Annotated in this window: 15 protein-coding genes and 1 other RNA gene; 2 read left to right on the top strand and 14 right to left on the bottom strand. The window is 36.2% G+C overall.

The window, feature by feature from the left end; genetic code table 11:
• Positions 1-26: 26 nt before the first annotated feature.
• The 7 genes from KQI21_RS10640 to KQI21_RS10610 form a co-directional block, all read right to left on the bottom strand.
• The gene (locus tag KQI21_RS10640) at positions 27-656 is read right to left on the bottom strand and encodes a response regulator (RefSeq protein ID WP_216484148.1); all 630 of its coding nucleotides are present in this window, start codon (positions 654-656) and stop codon (positions 27-29) included.
• On the bottom strand, positions 649-1,689 hold the full coding sequence (locus KQI21_RS10635) for a sensor histidine kinase (RefSeq protein ID WP_216484147.1): 1,041 nt from the start codon (positions 1,687-1,689) through the stop codon (positions 649-651). Before KQI21_RS10635 ends, KQI21_RS10640 begins: the two co-directional genes overlap by 8 nt.
• Positions 1,686-2,414, bottom strand: a complete 729-nt coding sequence (liaF, locus tag KQI21_RS10630; protein WP_216484146.1) for a cell wall-active antibiotics response protein LiaF — start codon at positions 2,412-2,414, stop codon at positions 1,686-1,688. Before liaF ends, KQI21_RS10635 begins: the two co-directional genes overlap by 4 nt.
• Positions 2,415-3,068: 654 nt before the next feature.
• Positions 3,069-3,701, bottom strand: coding sequence for a PspA/IM30 family protein (locus tag KQI21_RS10625; RefSeq protein ID WP_216484145.1), 633 nt, complete (start codon positions 3,699-3,701; stop codon positions 3,069-3,071).
• Positions 3,702-3,713: 12 nt separating this feature from the next.
• Positions 3,714-4,070, bottom strand: a complete 357-nt coding sequence (locus KQI21_RS10620) for a lmo0954 family membrane protein (RefSeq protein WP_216484144.1) — start codon at positions 4,068-4,070, stop codon at positions 3,714-3,716.
• Positions 4,071-4,530: 460 nt separating this feature from the next.
• Positions 4,531-5,139: a DedA family protein gene (locus KQI21_RS10615; RefSeq protein WP_216484143.1), complete on the bottom strand. Its 609-nt coding sequence runs from the start codon at positions 5,137-5,139 to the stop codon at positions 4,531-4,533.
• Positions 5,140-5,532: 393 nt separating this feature from the next.
• Entirely contained in the window at positions 5,533-5,739 is a 207-nt protein-coding gene (locus KQI21_RS10610; protein ID WP_216484142.1) for a hypothetical protein, read from the bottom strand.
• Between the two features lie 415 nt (positions 5,740-6,154).
• Here KQI21_RS10610 and KQI21_RS10605 point away from each other — a divergent pair, with 415 nt between their 5' ends.
• Positions 6,155-6,376, top strand: coding sequence for a hypothetical protein (locus KQI21_RS10605; protein WP_216484141.1), 222 nt, complete (start codon positions 6,155-6,157; stop codon positions 6,374-6,376).
• 229 nt (positions 6,377-6,605) lie between these two features.
• Here the strand turns inward: KQI21_RS10605 and KQI21_RS10600 are convergent, their stop codons facing one another.
• Positions 6,606-7,184: a DUF1836 domain-containing protein gene (locus tag KQI21_RS10600; protein ID WP_216484140.1), complete on the bottom strand. Its 579-nt coding sequence runs from the start codon at positions 7,182-7,184 to the stop codon at positions 6,606-6,608.
• Positions 7,185-7,332: 148 nt separating this feature from the next.
• On the opposite strand from KQI21_RS10600, the gene trhA reads away from it, so the two are divergent.
• On the top strand, positions 7,333-7,980 hold the full coding sequence (gene trhA, locus KQI21_RS10595; RefSeq protein WP_216484139.1) for a PAQR family membrane homeostasis protein TrhA: 648 nt from the start codon (positions 7,333-7,335) through the stop codon (positions 7,978-7,980).
• 314 nt (positions 7,981-8,294) lie between these two features.
• Here the strand turns inward: trhA and KQI21_RS10590 are convergent, their stop codons facing one another.
• The 6 genes from KQI21_RS10590 to rnr all read right to left on the bottom strand — a co-directional run bounded on the left by KQI21_RS10590 (position 8,295) and on the right by rnr (position 15,118).
• A complete protein-coding gene (locus tag KQI21_RS10590; RefSeq protein ID WP_216484138.1) occupies positions 8,295-8,732 on the bottom strand; it encodes a CBS domain-containing protein in 438 nt (145 codons plus the stop codon).
• A gap of 236 nt (positions 8,733-8,968) precedes the next feature.
• The gene (locus KQI21_RS10585; protein WP_216484137.1) at positions 8,969-9,208 is read right to left on the bottom strand and encodes a YppG family protein; all 240 of its coding nucleotides are present in this window, start codon (positions 9,206-9,208) and stop codon (positions 8,969-8,971) included.
• A gap of 202 nt (positions 9,209-9,410) precedes the next feature.
• The gene (locus tag KQI21_RS10580; protein WP_216484136.1) at positions 9,411-10,586 is read right to left on the bottom strand and encodes a Ger(x)C family spore germination protein; all 1,176 of its coding nucleotides are present in this window, start codon (positions 10,584-10,586) and stop codon (positions 9,411-9,413) included.
• Positions 10,587-11,280: 694 nt separating this feature from the next.
• Positions 11,281-11,645: a transfer-messenger RNA gene (ssrA, locus tag KQI21_RS10575) on the bottom strand.
• 114 nt (positions 11,646-11,759) lie between these two features.
• Positions 11,760-12,224: an SsrA-binding protein SmpB gene (smpB, locus tag KQI21_RS10570; RefSeq protein ID WP_216484135.1), complete on the bottom strand. Its 465-nt coding sequence runs from the start codon at positions 12,222-12,224 to the stop codon at positions 11,760-11,762.
• Positions 12,225-12,982: 758 nt separating this feature from the next.
• Entirely contained in the window at positions 12,983-15,118 is a 2,136-nt protein-coding gene (rnr, locus tag KQI21_RS10565) for a ribonuclease R (protein WP_216484134.1), read from the bottom strand.
• Positions 15,119-15,170 lie beyond the last annotated feature (52 nt).

The following is a 15,170-nucleotide window of genomic DNA, read 5'->3' as shown; positions in this document are numbered from 1 at the left end:
TTTTTGCTGTTACGTCCCCTTCGTTCTCAGTCGACTAAGTGGTGTCTAAAAGCATAAATAACTGCTTGTGTACGATCCTGCACCTCTAATTTTGCCAGTAAATTACTAACATGAACTTTCACAGTCTTTAAAGAAATAAATAATTGATCAGCAATTTCTTGATTTGTTTTCCCTTGTGCCAGTAATAATAATACTTCTTTTTCTCGCTCTGTTAACCGTTCATGTAATTGTTCCTGAGGGGAACGCATCCGATTCATCAGTTTACCAGTTACTTCCGGCTCTAAAACTGTTTGTCCTTCATAAGTAGCACGAATCGCTTTAGCTATTTCCTCCGCTTTGGACGTTTTTAACATATAGCTGGTTGCTCCAGCTTCTAGAGCAGGATAAACTTTTTCATCATCCAAAAAACTTGTCACAATTATAATTTTTGCTTCCGGCCATTGTTCCATAATTAATCTAGTTGCCTCAATACCATCCATTTCTTTCATAACGAGATCCATTAGTATTATATCTGGCTTCAACTCCAAAGCAAGCTTTACAGCTTCTTCCCCATCATCAGCCTCAGCTATTACATGAATATCGGGTTGAGCAGATAAATATGAAGTAACTCCAATCCGCACCATTTCATGATCATCAGCAAATAATACATTAATCATTTTTGTTCTCCTCTCTTCCCAAGTTTGGTACCTTTACCTCAATGCGTGTACCTTGCTTTGGGAGGCTTACTACTTTATAGCTTCCACCAATTTCATACGCACGTTCCCGCATGTTTTGCAGCCCGTAAGATCCTGTCTTCAACTTCTCCATGTCAAACCCAATGCCATCATCAGTCGCCCGGAGAATAATATTTCCATCCCTTTCTACGAGTATAACATGCAAAGCGTTAGCTTTCGCATGACGAAGCGTATTCGATAATGCTTCTTGCAAAATTCGAAACAGCTGATCTTCTACTCCTTTATCTACAGAAAAGGCTTCAATATTCCAATCAATTTTCATTGGTACTTTTTGTGTTAATTCAAGCAATAACTCTTTTGTTCCCTCTTGCAAAGACTTGCCTTTTAGTGCTACAGGTCGTAAATGTAAAAGCAATGCACGCATTTCCAATTGAGATTGCTGGATCATTTTTTCCACCATAAGCAGTTGTTTTTTCATTGTTTCATTTTTTGGCGGATTTGTTTCCGTAATCGTCGACATCATCATGGAAGCTGCAAATAACTGTTGACTTACTGAATCATGCAACTCCCTAGCTAATCTGTTTCTCTCTTGAACGACAATTTCTTGAAGACTTTTCTCTCTTTCTTCAGCCCTCTCTGTTGCCAGACGTTGGGCATGTTCAGTCTGAATACGGATTTTATTTTGGATTTGTTCCAAATACCGCTGAATTGACTCTAAGTCCTTCGGCGTTTCTAGTTCAAAACTTAGCTTTTGGCCTTTAATTATTTCTTCCATTTGCTTTTCCACATAATGTACTCGTTGCTTCCAGTAAAAACCAATTACGATCCCTGCTACTCCGCCAGCAACGATTGGAATAGCAAACAGGATCAATAAAAACGGAAAATCCTCCATCTTCTTTTCAATGATTATTGTCCAGTCATCGATAAAGGCTACAAACGTAAAACCAGCAATAATAACAGTTAAGACAACACTATACATAATCGCAGTAAAAACATAGCGTAAAAACCCATTCATATTCGCTTCACCTCAATATCTCCAGATGCTAGTGAGGTGATGATTTTTACACGTGGATATGTTTGATCATAGCCTTCTGTTTGATAAAGTAGTGTTTGATTAATTAGCTTATCATGATATTCTCCGAGGATTAAAGCCCGACCAATAATTGAGCTATGCTGAATACTAATTTCTACTTCATAAGGAACATAAATCTCGATATTACCAACGAGATGCCGAATCGATATAACAGCTGTATCATTTGGTAAAACTGTATTGCTAAGGTCAATCACCCGATCGCCAAATGCTCCGTGTATATTAATATCACGCCACTCATAAGCTATTTCATCTGTACGCTGATCAGCAAACAATCGATGGTAAAACAATGGTCGTTTGCTGACTAGTTCCTCTTTTTCTTCTCGAAATCCCGATAATTCCGGCTTTATCCATTTTGCTTCTTTTTTTGATTTGGAGTAATTAATAATAAATATAACAATTGCCGCAATCACCAAAAAACGAACTGCCAGCATATTCAAAACAGAAAAAACGACGCCAACGATCCCCCCCCAAAATGCTAGCTTACCCCAAAGCCTCGAAAATCGCTGTCGCCCTATATAAATAAGCAATGTAAAAAATAATGCAGGAATGATCATGCCACCTTGAAAAAATGTAAGCTCAATAATAAAGAGGATTACTCCAACGATAAATATCCAATTTAAAGTATCTGTTGATAGTTGTTTAAACATGAAGTAACCCCCTTTAAATCGAGTATGTATAAAGTGAAACTTCCATGAGTGGGGGTTTTCTTTCATCCCCCACACATGGTTAGTACCTTAAAGGTATGACCTAAAGGCCCTTGAACCGATCGGACATTTATTGCAAGTTTTCTCCGCCTAGACTTCTTGATTCCTCTTACTCCCCGAGGTGGAGGTCTTACTGCCAGTTAGATGTGGGATAAAATTGATCTGTAAATCAACACTTGTAAGGTTTGTGGTTAAACAAAGAAGTACAAGGTTTAGACCTGATCGATTTTTTCTGCCATGCTGTGCTGGAAAAAACTCTCTACATACTAAATTTTTCTGCTAATCGTTTGTTTATCTTTACATATACTATAAAGTAATAGCCTGATACTTGAAATTTTTAGAAAAACTTGGCTTATCGCCAAGTCTTTAGCGAAAGCTGTAGTTTTTCTTATACTATAAACCATAAAATTTTTATACTTTCCTATAGTAGAAACAAAAACAAGCGCAAATGACTGCGCCTGTATAGTATACCATGTTTTTATTTTTCTAAGAAGCGCTGGAAAAACAGGCTATGCATAGAACTATTTCAGCCTTTTTCTTAAAATCTGTTTAAGCTGCTAACCTTATTTAGCTGTCCCTTTAGACATAATGTGGTCTTTAAGACTGTTCCTTTGCATTCATCTTTTTCTCCAGCTTAGCAATTTTATGATCAAAGGTACTGCGGTAATAGGAATTATTTACTCTATATTCCAGGCCCTCAATATACCTTTCCATTTCAGTAAATTTAGAAAACGGTTTATCTGATGTTTCATCAATTACACGATTAATCTGATGATTGGCACGTGCTACATTTTCACGTCCCATTAATTCCATTCTACGTAAATGCATGTCCTTTAACTTATGCTTCATATTTTCATATTTTTGTTCCAATACCTCTAGTGCTTCAGCTGCTTCATCATAAGAAACTTTCATACGCTCTGTACGTGCTATATATTCCTGATGTTCTCTCAGAGCGAATTCATGCAGCTGTTCTTCTCCTGCTTGTTCGGCAATCTCCGCTTGTTTCATTCGCTTTTCTGCTAAATTCTTTGCTAACTGGTATTCTTTAAAAAATTCGTCTTTTAGTTTATATTGGCGTTCTACGAGTTGACGAACTTTTTCTTTTTCCTGTTCACTCTGCCTAAGATAATGATTTAATGCAGCGATTGGATTTTTTTGTTCTTTTTGATCTAGTGCATAGTGAAGATCACTTACAATGGATTCTTTTATTCGGGTAAATATATTTGTCATTTTGATCTCTCCTTATCGATTATTAAATTCTGCCCATTGACGCTCAAAATTTGTGAATGGGTCATCATCATCAATATGTTGAACAACAGGGTCATTATCTGTTTTTTTCCAGTTTTTATAAATAAGATACAGTGCTAACAACGCCACAACGCCCATTAAGGCAAACACATTTGAAATAGTGAAGCTTAGCACAATAAGCCCTAAAATTACCCAACCAATCTTACCAGCTATTGAATCGCTTTTCATAAACTGTTTAAAGATCATGTAAAGCAGCCAAATTCCAAGAACAAAAAATACCATTGGACCTAAATTGGCTAATAATATAATCAAAGCTGTTAATCCTGCCAGAAATAGTAGAAACTTTTTCAATTGCGTTTCCTCCTTCCTTTAGCTTACTTCTATCATACAGTTCATTCTGTTTTTCGGTAATGAACTGCAGCCATATTTCACTCTAGTACTTAAGATGTAGAGAGTTGATATTTGGGACAAAAAGAAATGAGTAATATTTAGTCATAACGGATCCATGAGTTTAGACTGCTTATCCTTATAATGAAAAATCGAATTGTTTTTTTATAGCAGGAGATTTCCGTACAATAAAGGAAGAGGCCCAATAAAACTTAAGAGAAAGAAACCACATTACATACTGTAAAGTGAAGCTTACTGCGCCTTGCATGAGATAATGGAACCATGGCGACGGGAGAAGCCAATGGATTATCGTGGGAAGAAGATCGAAGTTTACTACAGCTTGAACACTTAAGCTGGATGAAGCTACTTTCACAAAAGCTAATAGAAAAACCATGGGGCTTCTCTACAAGTTGAAAGCAGCAAATTAATGCTGCTTTCTTCGTTTGATAAATAGATATACAATAAGTACAATCCCCATTCCTAAACCAATATAAACGACGGTTGAATATAAATCCATGAATTTCAAAATATCAGTCCATGATTCTCCAAGTTGAACGCCAATTAAAATAAGTATTGTGTTCCAAAATAAGGTACCTGCAACAGTAAATAATAAGAACATGACAAAATTCATGTTCGACATCCCCGCTGGAATCGAGATCAAACTTCTTACTAAAGGAACCAATCGACAAATAAATACCGTCCAATAACCATACTTGTCAAACCAAGCATCCGCTCTTTTAATATCTTGTTTTTTTATACGCAATATATGACCATAACGATCAATAATTTTTTCTAATTGTTCTACATCAAGAAGTAAACCAATCCCAAATAAAATAATTGCACCAAGCACAGATCCTACCGTTGCTGCGGCAATCACGCCAAGTACTGTTATATTCGTAGTTGTCGTTAGAAAACCTCCAAAGGGTAGAACAATTTCTGAAGGGATCGGGGGGAATACATTCTCTAAAGCCATCATTAGAAACACCCCAATATAACCCAGTTCTTCCATCATCGATGTTACCCAATTTTGCATTTATATCTCTCCCAACCTGAACAGTAAATTAAAGACATGTTTAAGCAATTAATTGATAAGAATTTCTTCTAATCTCATAATCAGGTATATTTGTAAGAATCATGATTTTATCTGCTTGATATATTGCTTGTTACGCCTCCAGTTGCTCATATACTTGTAATGGATTACCAAAAACAAATTGAGTTTTTAGTTTTTCGGGTAACGCTTCATCTTTATTAGAAACATTGGATTCCATAGTTCTCTGTGCGGCTACGGGGTATAAATGCTTCTCCCTTTTTCCAAATCTACATTTTCAAATAAAGCCATTTCCGCAAGTTTTTTTGCCTGTTCATAAGTTTTTGAACATATCACTGATACCAGAACGATGACTTTTCCATTTGCCTGTTTTCTATACTATTTAACAATCGATGGACCATCCTTCTCTGTCATAAAATGCCCAAACACATAGGACATATCTTTTTCAGCGGCTAACTTAGCACTTTTTTCACTTGTGCCTAATAGCCAAAGGTCAGGCGGATAATTAGGAACAGGAGTAGGAGCTATCCTTGCATAAAGATGATCCTTTGCAAATGTTTGATTAAAAAATGCTAGCAATTTCATCTATATCAACAGAAACATTTCGTACATTTTTTAAAAAATTTCCCGATAAAAGCTATCGTAGCTTCTGCTGATCCGCCTGGATCTCTGCCTCCTCCCAACATCGATTCTCTTTGGATACAGCGTTGCTAATAAATTATATCTCTCGGCAATATGAAACGGTCGGGTAGTGGGGCAATAAAACGATAGCAATTTCTTTTTTCACTTTTTTATTGACTTATCACCACAAGTCTAAACATAGACAACCTCTATTCTAGTATATACACTATTTGTGTCAATTAGAAACAAAAATCAATTGTTGATAGAGGTTGTTCGAAAAGGTATGGGCAAATGACACATCGAACTGCAACGTTGGCTTGTTTCTGTTTTCCTTGGAAAAGAAAAAAAAGAGAGGTTCGGGGAAGCTATACTAGTACTCATGTATCTCTACAAAAAGACTTTTACTAAAAACGCCACCTCGAACCTCGGCTCGACAAGACGTGTTAGTATCGACGTTGCAACAGGACAAGGAAAGCTACGTAGCGACGCTTCGCACGAAGAAAAAGCGTTCTTCTTTTTCAAGGACAAGGAAAGCTTCTTGAATAAGCATCGCACGAAGAAAAAGTGTACTGCTTTTTCAAGGACAAGGAAAGCTACGTAGCGACGCTTCACACGCAGAAAAAGTGCTTTTTCTTTTTCAAGGACAGATTATACTTCGACAGCAATACATCGCAGTTTTTCAAGGACGCATGAGACCTTAGCTGACCTTGGTCTTTTTATACTATAGGAAAGTATAAAATTTTAGGGTTTATAGTATAAGAAAAGCTACAGCTTTCGCTAAAGACTTGGCGACAAGCCAAGCTTTTCTAATCTCTTTTTGTACACGGCACTTATTTGTCATTTCTTTGAGCAATTTGATCAACTATTTTTTCTGCGGCTCTCCGATAATAATTACTCATATTAACAAAGGAAGCAACCAATAAAAGTTCTTGCAAATAATCTGCATTATTACTGTCCAATGTTTCAATGTGTTGTTCTACATCTTCTATCAATTGTTTAATTTCCGATCTTAGCTGCTTCATGCTATCATCCGCAAGTTGTACATAGCTTTCATATAATTGTGCTAGATCAAATTTATCTTCCACGATCATCTTGTTTAGCTTGTACAGCGTTGTTTTTACATCATTAATTGATAATGCGCCTTTTAATTGATAAATCATAGAAATAAGCATTAAATGATCTTTTGTATATTTTTTATTTTTAATGGGAAAGAACAATTTACCTTTCGCATAATTATTAATCATCGTTTTAGTTAGAACTTTTTCATCATCATCTCGCTTCAATAGTCCAAATTTACTTTCAAACAGTTGTATAACTTGATCCATATATAAATCCAAATTAGGAATTTCTTCTATTGGAAGCTGGCTATGTAATTGCAGATTATTTAAATATTCATTTACGTTTTTCATATACAACCCTCAATCTTTTTGTCTATAATCAATAACTTTTATTATACGTGAGAAAAAAATGGAAGTAAACCTTGACTACATAGTAAAATACATATATTATTGTTATATAGTTTTTAAAACTACATAACATTGTAAAGGTGTTGATTGAATGGGCGTATATATTCGCGAACCAATTAATGGACTAACTCATCTATTTGGTGCCATATTATCATTTATCGGGTTACTCGCATTAGTTATAAAAGCAACCGCAACTACAGATTCTGCACTTTCTATTGCTGCAGTCATCATTTTCGGTGTGAGTATGACTTTACTTTATTCTGCATCCGCAACATATCACATGGTCATAGCTAGAGACCGTGTAATTGCATTTTTAAGACGAATAGACCATTCCATGATCTATGTCTTAATTGCAGGAACGTACACTCCTTTTTGTCTTATTAGCTTAAAAGGAACGCTCGGCTGGACATTATTTGCCATTGTAAGCTTATTAGCTGTTTTAGGGATTGTATTTAAGTTAGTGTGGTTTCATTGTCCACGTTGGTTATCAACAGCCCTATACATTGGTTTGGGCTGGATCGTTGTTTTCTTTAGTTCGTCCCTTGCACCGGTAATTAATACCGGTGGAATGGTATTTTTAGTCTTAGGTGGTGTCATTTATACGATTGGCGGAATTATCTATTGGTTAAAGCCAAAAGTACTCGATTTTAAACATATGGGTTTTCATGAGATATTTCATTTATTTATTTTGGCAGGAAGCACATTCCACTTTATTACAGTTTACGCATACGTATTGTAGACAGATTAATTTATTTTAGAAAAACTTGGCTTGTCACTAAGTCTTTATGACGAAAGCTATAGTTTTTCTTATACTATAAAGCCTAAAGTTTTATACTTTTTTATAGTGGAAAAAAGGACTTTGATTCGATTAATATCAAAGTCCTTTTGTTTATTCAAGTAAGGTTATCACACCTCAGGATGGTAGGTGAAAGTCCAATTCTGTATGCTTAAAGAATATTTTGGGAAATCGTTTTCTAATGTCTAAGAAAAGACCAATAGCTATTCAAAAATGAGCAGGGGGTAACAAAAGTATCCCCCGCTCTAGTTTTCGTTTTATTGCTGTGGGCTTGAAGGATTTGAAATATTTGATAATGCTTCTCCGGCTTCATTTTGTAATTGATGATCTACAGCTAAGTCTCCTAAAGCTACCATACCGACAATTTTCCCATTTTCAACAATTGGTAATCGGCGAATTTGTTGTTCTGCCATTAGCTCTGCTGCTTGATGAATATCCATATCAGGTGTTCCGTGCACAATTTTCTGTGCAGTCATCACTTCGGATACGGGAGTTTGCGAAGCTTCTCCTTGAGCAGTAGATCGAAGCGTTATATCGCGATCCGTTATCATCCCAACCATATTTTCACTATTATCTACTACAGGTAAAGCACCGATATTATGCTCACTCATCAAAGCTGCCGCCTCTTGAATAGATTGAGACTCGTTTACTGTATACACATTATTTGTCATATAGTTTCGTATTTGTTGATTCATTAAAAATAACCTCCTTTTTTTTAGGATGTGTCATTTGACTATTTTTATGATGAATAAGTAACAAAACTAAGCTGTCTCCATGCAGGGAATTTATCCTTTAAACAAGTAATCAACACTAAAATTTTATACTTTTTCATGCACAAGAAAGTAATTTATTTATATTGCATACAAAAAAAACACCTTCTAGGGATACTTATACCCACAATAGAAGGTGGTGAGTTCAATGTTAAAAAACTCTATTTTTTAAAGAAAGACGTAATTAGCGGACTGACTTGACCGTATAATTTTCCTACTTGAGAAGCAACTTCTGTCATCTTATTAAAATCAAGTTGACCATCTTGATCTCGAAATGATGATAGTAAATTGGCTGTGACAGAAGATTGCTGTTGCGGATTTTGTGGAGGTCTCCCTATCCATGCAGGTGGACGGCGAGGGCCTTGTCTTAGTTGCTGATTTCTAGGTCTATTTGGAAACATTTCATCACCTCTCATTCCGTGCTTCTATTACAGTTTATGAGCAAGTAATTACATGCTGTGAATAGACGTTTTTGTTATTTATTAATTAAAACCGTCAGCGATTGTTGTCATGCCCTACTATAAATGAATTTAAAAACAGTCGTCCACCTCTTTTTGCTTAGTACATTTCAAGTGCTTCATATTTTACTTGTCTTAAGATTTATTACCTCATGCTATCCGAGGCTCCGGCTTTCGAGATTGTCGCATCTACCTTTACATTAATTTTACTTTTAGAAAAATAATTCGTCCCTACATCCCAATTATCTTTTATTTCCTTCCAAACTTTATAATGGCGTTCAAATAAGACATCTCCAATGCCAATAAAGTCAACTTTTAAATCATTTTGAGCTACCTCGATTGTCTTTTCCGTAAGCTCTTTCACTCGCTCTTCTGTGGCCTTCTCTAATTTTTTAAAAAAAGAAGTCGTTAAAACACCTGAAAACCCATGCTCCTCTGCAATATTTCCTTCCAAACTTATGGAAATTTCTACTTCTATATTGTTTTTATCAGCTTTTAAAACTTTAATATCAGGATTACCATCAAATAGTTCAACAACAACAGTATGTCCTTCAAGATTTACATTAACCGGGGCCATTTGTTGTGGCTCAATTAGAAAATTTAGCCCAGCAGTTTCATCATCTGATAATGAAGCGACCATTTTATCATCCGGGGCGTGGATGACAGCAGCATTCTTATATTTTAATTTTGTAGGGCTTATAATTTCTACCTCCGGTACAGTATAGCTCCGATCGTTCAGCATTAATTCTTGTAGTTGTCCAACAGGTATATGTTTTAAAGAACTTGCGTTTTTATAATTACTTTCCATAAGGGAATCAATAAAGAAAGCAGGAACCTTTTCATCTACAGGCATAACCTCCAAAACATCCTTCGCTTTATCGTTCTTTACAATAGCTACTTTCATTCCTCTACGCATTTCATGGTCCCTTATATAAACATCTATAATTTTTGAAAAGAGACCGGGCTCTCTGACAATTTCCTCTGAGACAATAACAACTTTCATATGTTGAAAGAAGGGGATCTCACTAGATAAAATGGCCATTTCTCGAATGATTTCAAAAATGCTTTCTCCTCTTACTGTTACATTTTTATAAGCTGTCGGTTCCCCTTGCCCACCTTGGCTTGGATTTTCCAAACCACTTGGTATAACGAATTGATTCGTAACTTCAAGTTCATATGTACCATCTGCTTTTTTGTCTACAAGATCTACTGCTGAACCAACAACAAATCCCCGTTCTTCAATTTCTACTCTGTCCCAACAAGCAGTTAAAAATAGAAGAAAGAAAATACAAATAAATACTTTTTTAAAATTATTTCTCAATTATTCTCATCCTTCAATAACCTTCTATTTTGTATACGACTTTTTCTTTCTTCTTTTTCCCTAATCTTGCCGTCTTTATACGTACGACATCCAGCATAAAGACAAATTTTTGACAAGTAAAATATTAAAAAACAAACTGAAAAGCCATGAGTTTTTCCATCAATTCCCTAATATTAGAAACTACGAAGGAAACTGCTAGTCCTTTTAGATTAGAAAAACTTGGCTGTCGCCAAGTCTTTAGTGAAAGCTGTAGTTTTTCTTATACTATAAACCCTAAAATTTTATACTTTCCTATAGTATAAAACTGATTTCTTGATTATTATAGATCATCAATTGAGAAAGTCGAGCAAGATGGATTACCTTATTAAAATAAAAAACGAGAAATACCTAAACTAGGACATAAAAGACCTTTTATTTAATTCTGACAGTCATCGTTTTTAAAAACAATAAAATAAGTTGAAACGAACGAAGCATAGACGTAATAGATCAAAAAAAATAGGCACAAGCAAATTTACTACGCTTATGCCGACAAAAATAGCAAATAACAAGTTCGTTTTATTAGATGAAGAGCTATGTAAAACGATACATGAAAAAACCACCTGTTTCTGGTGGCTAATTCCCTTTTTATTAAAAATTTAACAAAAGATTTTGCTGCAAATTAAAAAACCCCATCAAATCAATGTTTATAAGCATTTGATGGAGACGGTGGGAGTCGAACCCACGTCCAGAGATATTGCCACTCAGGCTTCTACACGCTTAGTCGGTATATTCGTTTTCGCTTACTCTGCAGCCTACCAACAGGCTTTCGAGCAGCTAGCCTGATTCAATTCTGTCATCATCCTCAGGCGGTGAATGATGATATAGCCCGCTTTACGTTTGAGACCCTTCAATCTGCTACACGGGCGATAGCAGGAAGGATCGCTTAGCAATGCTTACGCAGCTGCTAAAGCAGTGTTATTGTTTGTTTTGCCAGTTATATTTAGGCATAACGTTTTACGAGCCGTAACCTCGACGTGCAACCTGAGCTCAATCTATCCCTGTCGAATCCGTAACGTCCCCGTAAAGAGTAACGCTCGGAAGATTGAGCATCTATTTAATTACTGTCCGATTTACATTGTAACATTTCCAGTAAAAAAGTCAAGTCCATCAATGTTTTTGGCGATTTCATATACGTTAACGCATATGTTCTTTAATCGCCCGATCGACATCTCGTTTCATTTGTTTCCGTTTTAAATCTTCACGCTTATCATATTTCTTTTTCCCTTTTCCTAAGCCCAAAAGCACTTTTGCATAGCCGTTTTTAATATAGATTTTTAAAGGGATGAGAGAATAGCCTTTTTGCTGAGTTAGTCCAATTAATTTATCAATTTCTTTTCGGTTAAGTAATAATTTGCGTGTGCGTGTAGGATCGTGATTAAACCTGTTCCCTTGTTCATACTCAGCAATATGCAAATTAATTAACTTAACTTCACCACGATCAATTCGGGCATGTGCATCTTTAATACTGACTTTCCCTGCACGGATTGATTTAATTTCCGTTCCTTGTAAGACAATCCCTGCCTCATACGTATCCTCAATAAAGTAATCATGAGAAGCTTTTCTATTTTGTGCAATAACTTTTCCTTGTCCTTTTGGCATTCGTACTTCCTCCTACTGCTTACATGAACTTTATTCTACCAAATATTCAGCTGTATTCCAATTAGAAAAACTTGGCTTATCGCCAAGTCTTTAGCGAAAGCTGTAGTTTTTCTTATACTATAAACCATAAAGTTTTATTCTTTCCTATAGTGGAACAAAAGCGAAGGCGCTCGGTTAGTGGCATACAAAACGGCAGATCTTCTGACGAGATAACGTGAAACTTCATTCAAGGAGTGCTTTTTTCCTTGAATGTTAGTTGAACGAATCGGGGATTTAGGAACCGTTTTTCTCATCACGTTCGCAACACCATTAGCACATTTTTATAATGAGAAAAATACGGAGCCTTACATCCGGGATAAAGGAAACATGCCTCTAAAACAGGGATATGCCGACGCCTGAGCGGCAAGCCCGCTTTTAGTCGGCCTTTTTTTAGATTCGAGCGATGATTGACCTATCGTAGGGAGAAGATCGAAGTTTGCCAGCAGCTTGAGCGCTTAAGCAAGACGAAGCTGCTTTTCAAAAAAGGGATCAAGGGTATCTAGGATTATTATTTCCTAGACAATAAAAATTTGGACAAATCAAGGAAATCTCTCGTCATGAATAGAAGATTTTTATTTAATTAGTATCAACACATTACGTTAGTGCTTTTCCATCAATTCTTGTAAGTCATTATATTATTAAAACCACCTAAAAATCCGCTGTCTCATAAAGTACAGCGGATAGGCTTATTTCCTTTCTCGTTTTGCCTTAATTACTATTTATTTTCTGAATCCTTCATCATAAACCATAGCAAAGTCGACCGTTCGCTCGTCAATATTAACACCAACCACCTTAACCTGTACTTCTTGTCCAATACGATACATTTTAGCTGTTCGTTCGCCAATCATAGCTTGACTCCGCTGATCATAATGATAATAATCATCGGTTAAATAGCTAACATGTATCAATCCTTCAATCGTATTTTCTAATTCAACAAATAAACCAAAATTCGTTAACGAACTAATGACACCTGTATATTCTTCGCCAATTTTATCCTGCATAAATTCAGCTTTTTTCAGGTCATTTGTTTCTCTTTCTGCATCCACTGCTCTTCGCTCAGCGATAGATGACTGCCTTGCGATTTCCGGCAATTCACTCTTCCACTTTTTTAATGTTCGTTGATCCATCTTCTTATCAATTAGATACGAACGAATCAAGCGATGCACCGTTAAATCCGGATATCGGCGAATAGGTGAGGTAAAATGCGTATAAAATGGTGTTGCTAAACCAAAATGACCGATGCTTTCCGGGTCATATTTCGCCTGTTGCATAGAACGAAGCATTAACTTGGAAACAATCATTTCTTCCGGTTTTCCCTTAACCTCTTCCAACACCTTTTGTAAAGCTTGTGGATGAATTTCATTACTTGTCCCTTTTATCACATATCCAAGTCCGGCTAAAAACTCAAAAAAGGTTTGCAGCTTATCTGGATCCGGGTCTTCATGAATACGATGTATGAATGGAACATCCATCCAATGGAAATGTTCAGCAACTGTTTCATTGGCCGCCAACATAAATTCCTCAATCAGTCGTTCCGCGACAGATCGTTCACGTAATACTACATCTACTGGTTTTCCAGCTTCATCTACTAACACCTTTGCTTCTTTAAAATCAAAGTCAATTGCTCCGCGATTCATTCGTTTACGTCGTAAAATAGCTGCTAACTCTTCCATACCTTCAAAAAGTGGAACGAGTTCCTTATAATGCTCTCGCAATGCTTCATCTTTATGGACGAGGATTTGATTGACATCGTAATACGTCATGCGTGCATTCGTGCGGATAACGCTTTGAAAAATATCATGATCGACGACATTTCCAGAAGCGTCAATTTCCATTTCACATCCTAATGTCAACCGGTCAACCTGTGGGTTTAATGAACAAATTCCATTCGATAAGCGATGCGGGATCATTGGGACCACACGGTCAACCAAATAAACACTCGTTCCCCTTTCTAACGCTTCTTGGTCAATGGGGCTGCCTTTATCTACATAATAGCTTACATCAGCAATATAAACTCCGAGCAAATAGTTTCCATTATCTAATTTCTTCACAGAAACCGCATCATCCAAGTCCTTCGCGTCTGCTCCATCGATCGTTACAATCGTTTCATTCCTTAAATCCCGTCTATCTTTGATCTCATCTTCGGAAATAGTATCAGGCGTATTCGCTGCCTGATCTAACACCTCTTGAGGAAAGTCCATTTTTATTCCATGTTTATAAATAATGGACATAATATCAATACCTGGATCGTTTTTATGTCCAAGTATATGAATAATCTCACCTTCAGCACTTTTTCTGCCTTCCGGATATTTAGTAATATGAGCAATGACCTTATGACCACTCACTGCCCCACTTGTCATGTCTTTAGGAATAAATATATCGTTTGGAATGCGTTTATCATCCGCAATAACAAATCCAAAGGAACGGTTATCTTCAAATGTACCAACGACCTGAAGGGTAGCTCGTTCTAAAATACGGATTACGGTCCCTTCTGAGCGATTACCGTCTTGATCTCTTTTTTCAATTCGAACAAGAACTTTATCACCATTCATCGCCGAACCTAGGTCAGAATGATGAATATAAACATCATCCCGAGTATCATCATCTGGAATTAAAAAAGCGAACCCTTTTGTATGCATTTGAATCCTTCCACGAATCAAATTCATTTTTTCCGGCAAGCCAAAACGATTCTTACGAGTGCGAACAAGTTCTCCTTCTTCTTCTAATATATTTAAAGCTTTAATGAGCTCTTTAAATTCGTCAGCCGTTTCAATTTGCAGAGCTTCTTCAATTTCATTTACAGTTAGTGGTTTTGTTCCATTTTCTTTAAAGTAGTTTTGGATTCTCTCTTTCATTCTCTTTTCACCTTCTTTCTAGTATTATTGTTATCCTTTTATTGTAGATATA

It is taken from the genome of Virgibacillus proomii (assembly GCF_018916875.1).
In the GTDB taxonomy this organism is placed as follows: Bacteria; Bacillota; Bacilli; order Bacillales; family Amphibacillaceae; genus Virgibacillus; species Virgibacillus proomii_B.
This window is presented reverse-complemented; position numbering and strand designations above follow the sequence as displayed.

Coding starts and splice junctions, on each gene's coding strand:
- KQI21_RS10640 (WP_216484148.1), bottom strand. CDS start 656: ATGATTAATGTATTATTTGCTGATGATCATGAAATGGTGCGGATTGGA.
- KQI21_RS10635 (WP_216484147.1), bottom strand. CDS start 1,689: ATGAATGGGTTTTTACGCTATGTTTTTACTGCGATTATGTATAGTGTT.
- liaF (WP_216484146.1), bottom strand. CDS start 2,414: ATGTTTAAACAACTATCAACAGATACTTTAAATTGGATATTTATCGTT.
- KQI21_RS10625 (WP_216484145.1), bottom strand. CDS start 3,701: ATGACAAATATATTTACCCGAATAAAAGAATCCATTGTAAGTGATCTT.
- KQI21_RS10615 (WP_216484143.1), bottom strand. CDS start 5,139: ATGCAAAATTGGGTAACATCGATGATGGAAGAACTGGGTTATATTGGG.
- KQI21_RS10610 (WP_216484142.1), bottom strand. CDS start 5,739: ATGAAATTGCTAGCATTTTTTAATCAAACATTTGCAAAGGATCATCTT.
- KQI21_RS10605 (WP_216484141.1), top strand. CDS start 6,155: ATGTATCTCTACAAAAAGACTTTTACTAAAAACGCCACCTCGAACCTC.
- KQI21_RS10600 (WP_216484140.1), bottom strand. CDS start 7,184: ATGAAAAACGTAAATGAATATTTAAATAATCTGCAATTACATAGCCAG.
- trhA (WP_216484139.1), top strand. CDS start 7,333: ATGGGCGTATATATTCGCGAACCAATTAATGGACTAACTCATCTATTT.
- KQI21_RS10590 (WP_216484138.1), bottom strand. CDS start 8,732: ATGAATCAACAAATACGAAACTATATGACAAATAATGTGTATACAGTA.
- KQI21_RS10585 (WP_216484137.1), bottom strand. CDS start 9,208: ATGTTTCCAAATAGACCTAGAAATCAGCAACTAAGACAAGGCCCTCGC.
- smpB (WP_216484135.1), bottom strand. CDS start 12,224: ATGCCAAAAGGACAAGGAAAAGTTATTGCACAAAATAGAAAAGCTTCT.
- rnr (WP_216484134.1), bottom strand. CDS start 15,118: ATGAAAGAGAGAATCCAAAACTACTTTAAAGAAAATGGAACAAAACCA.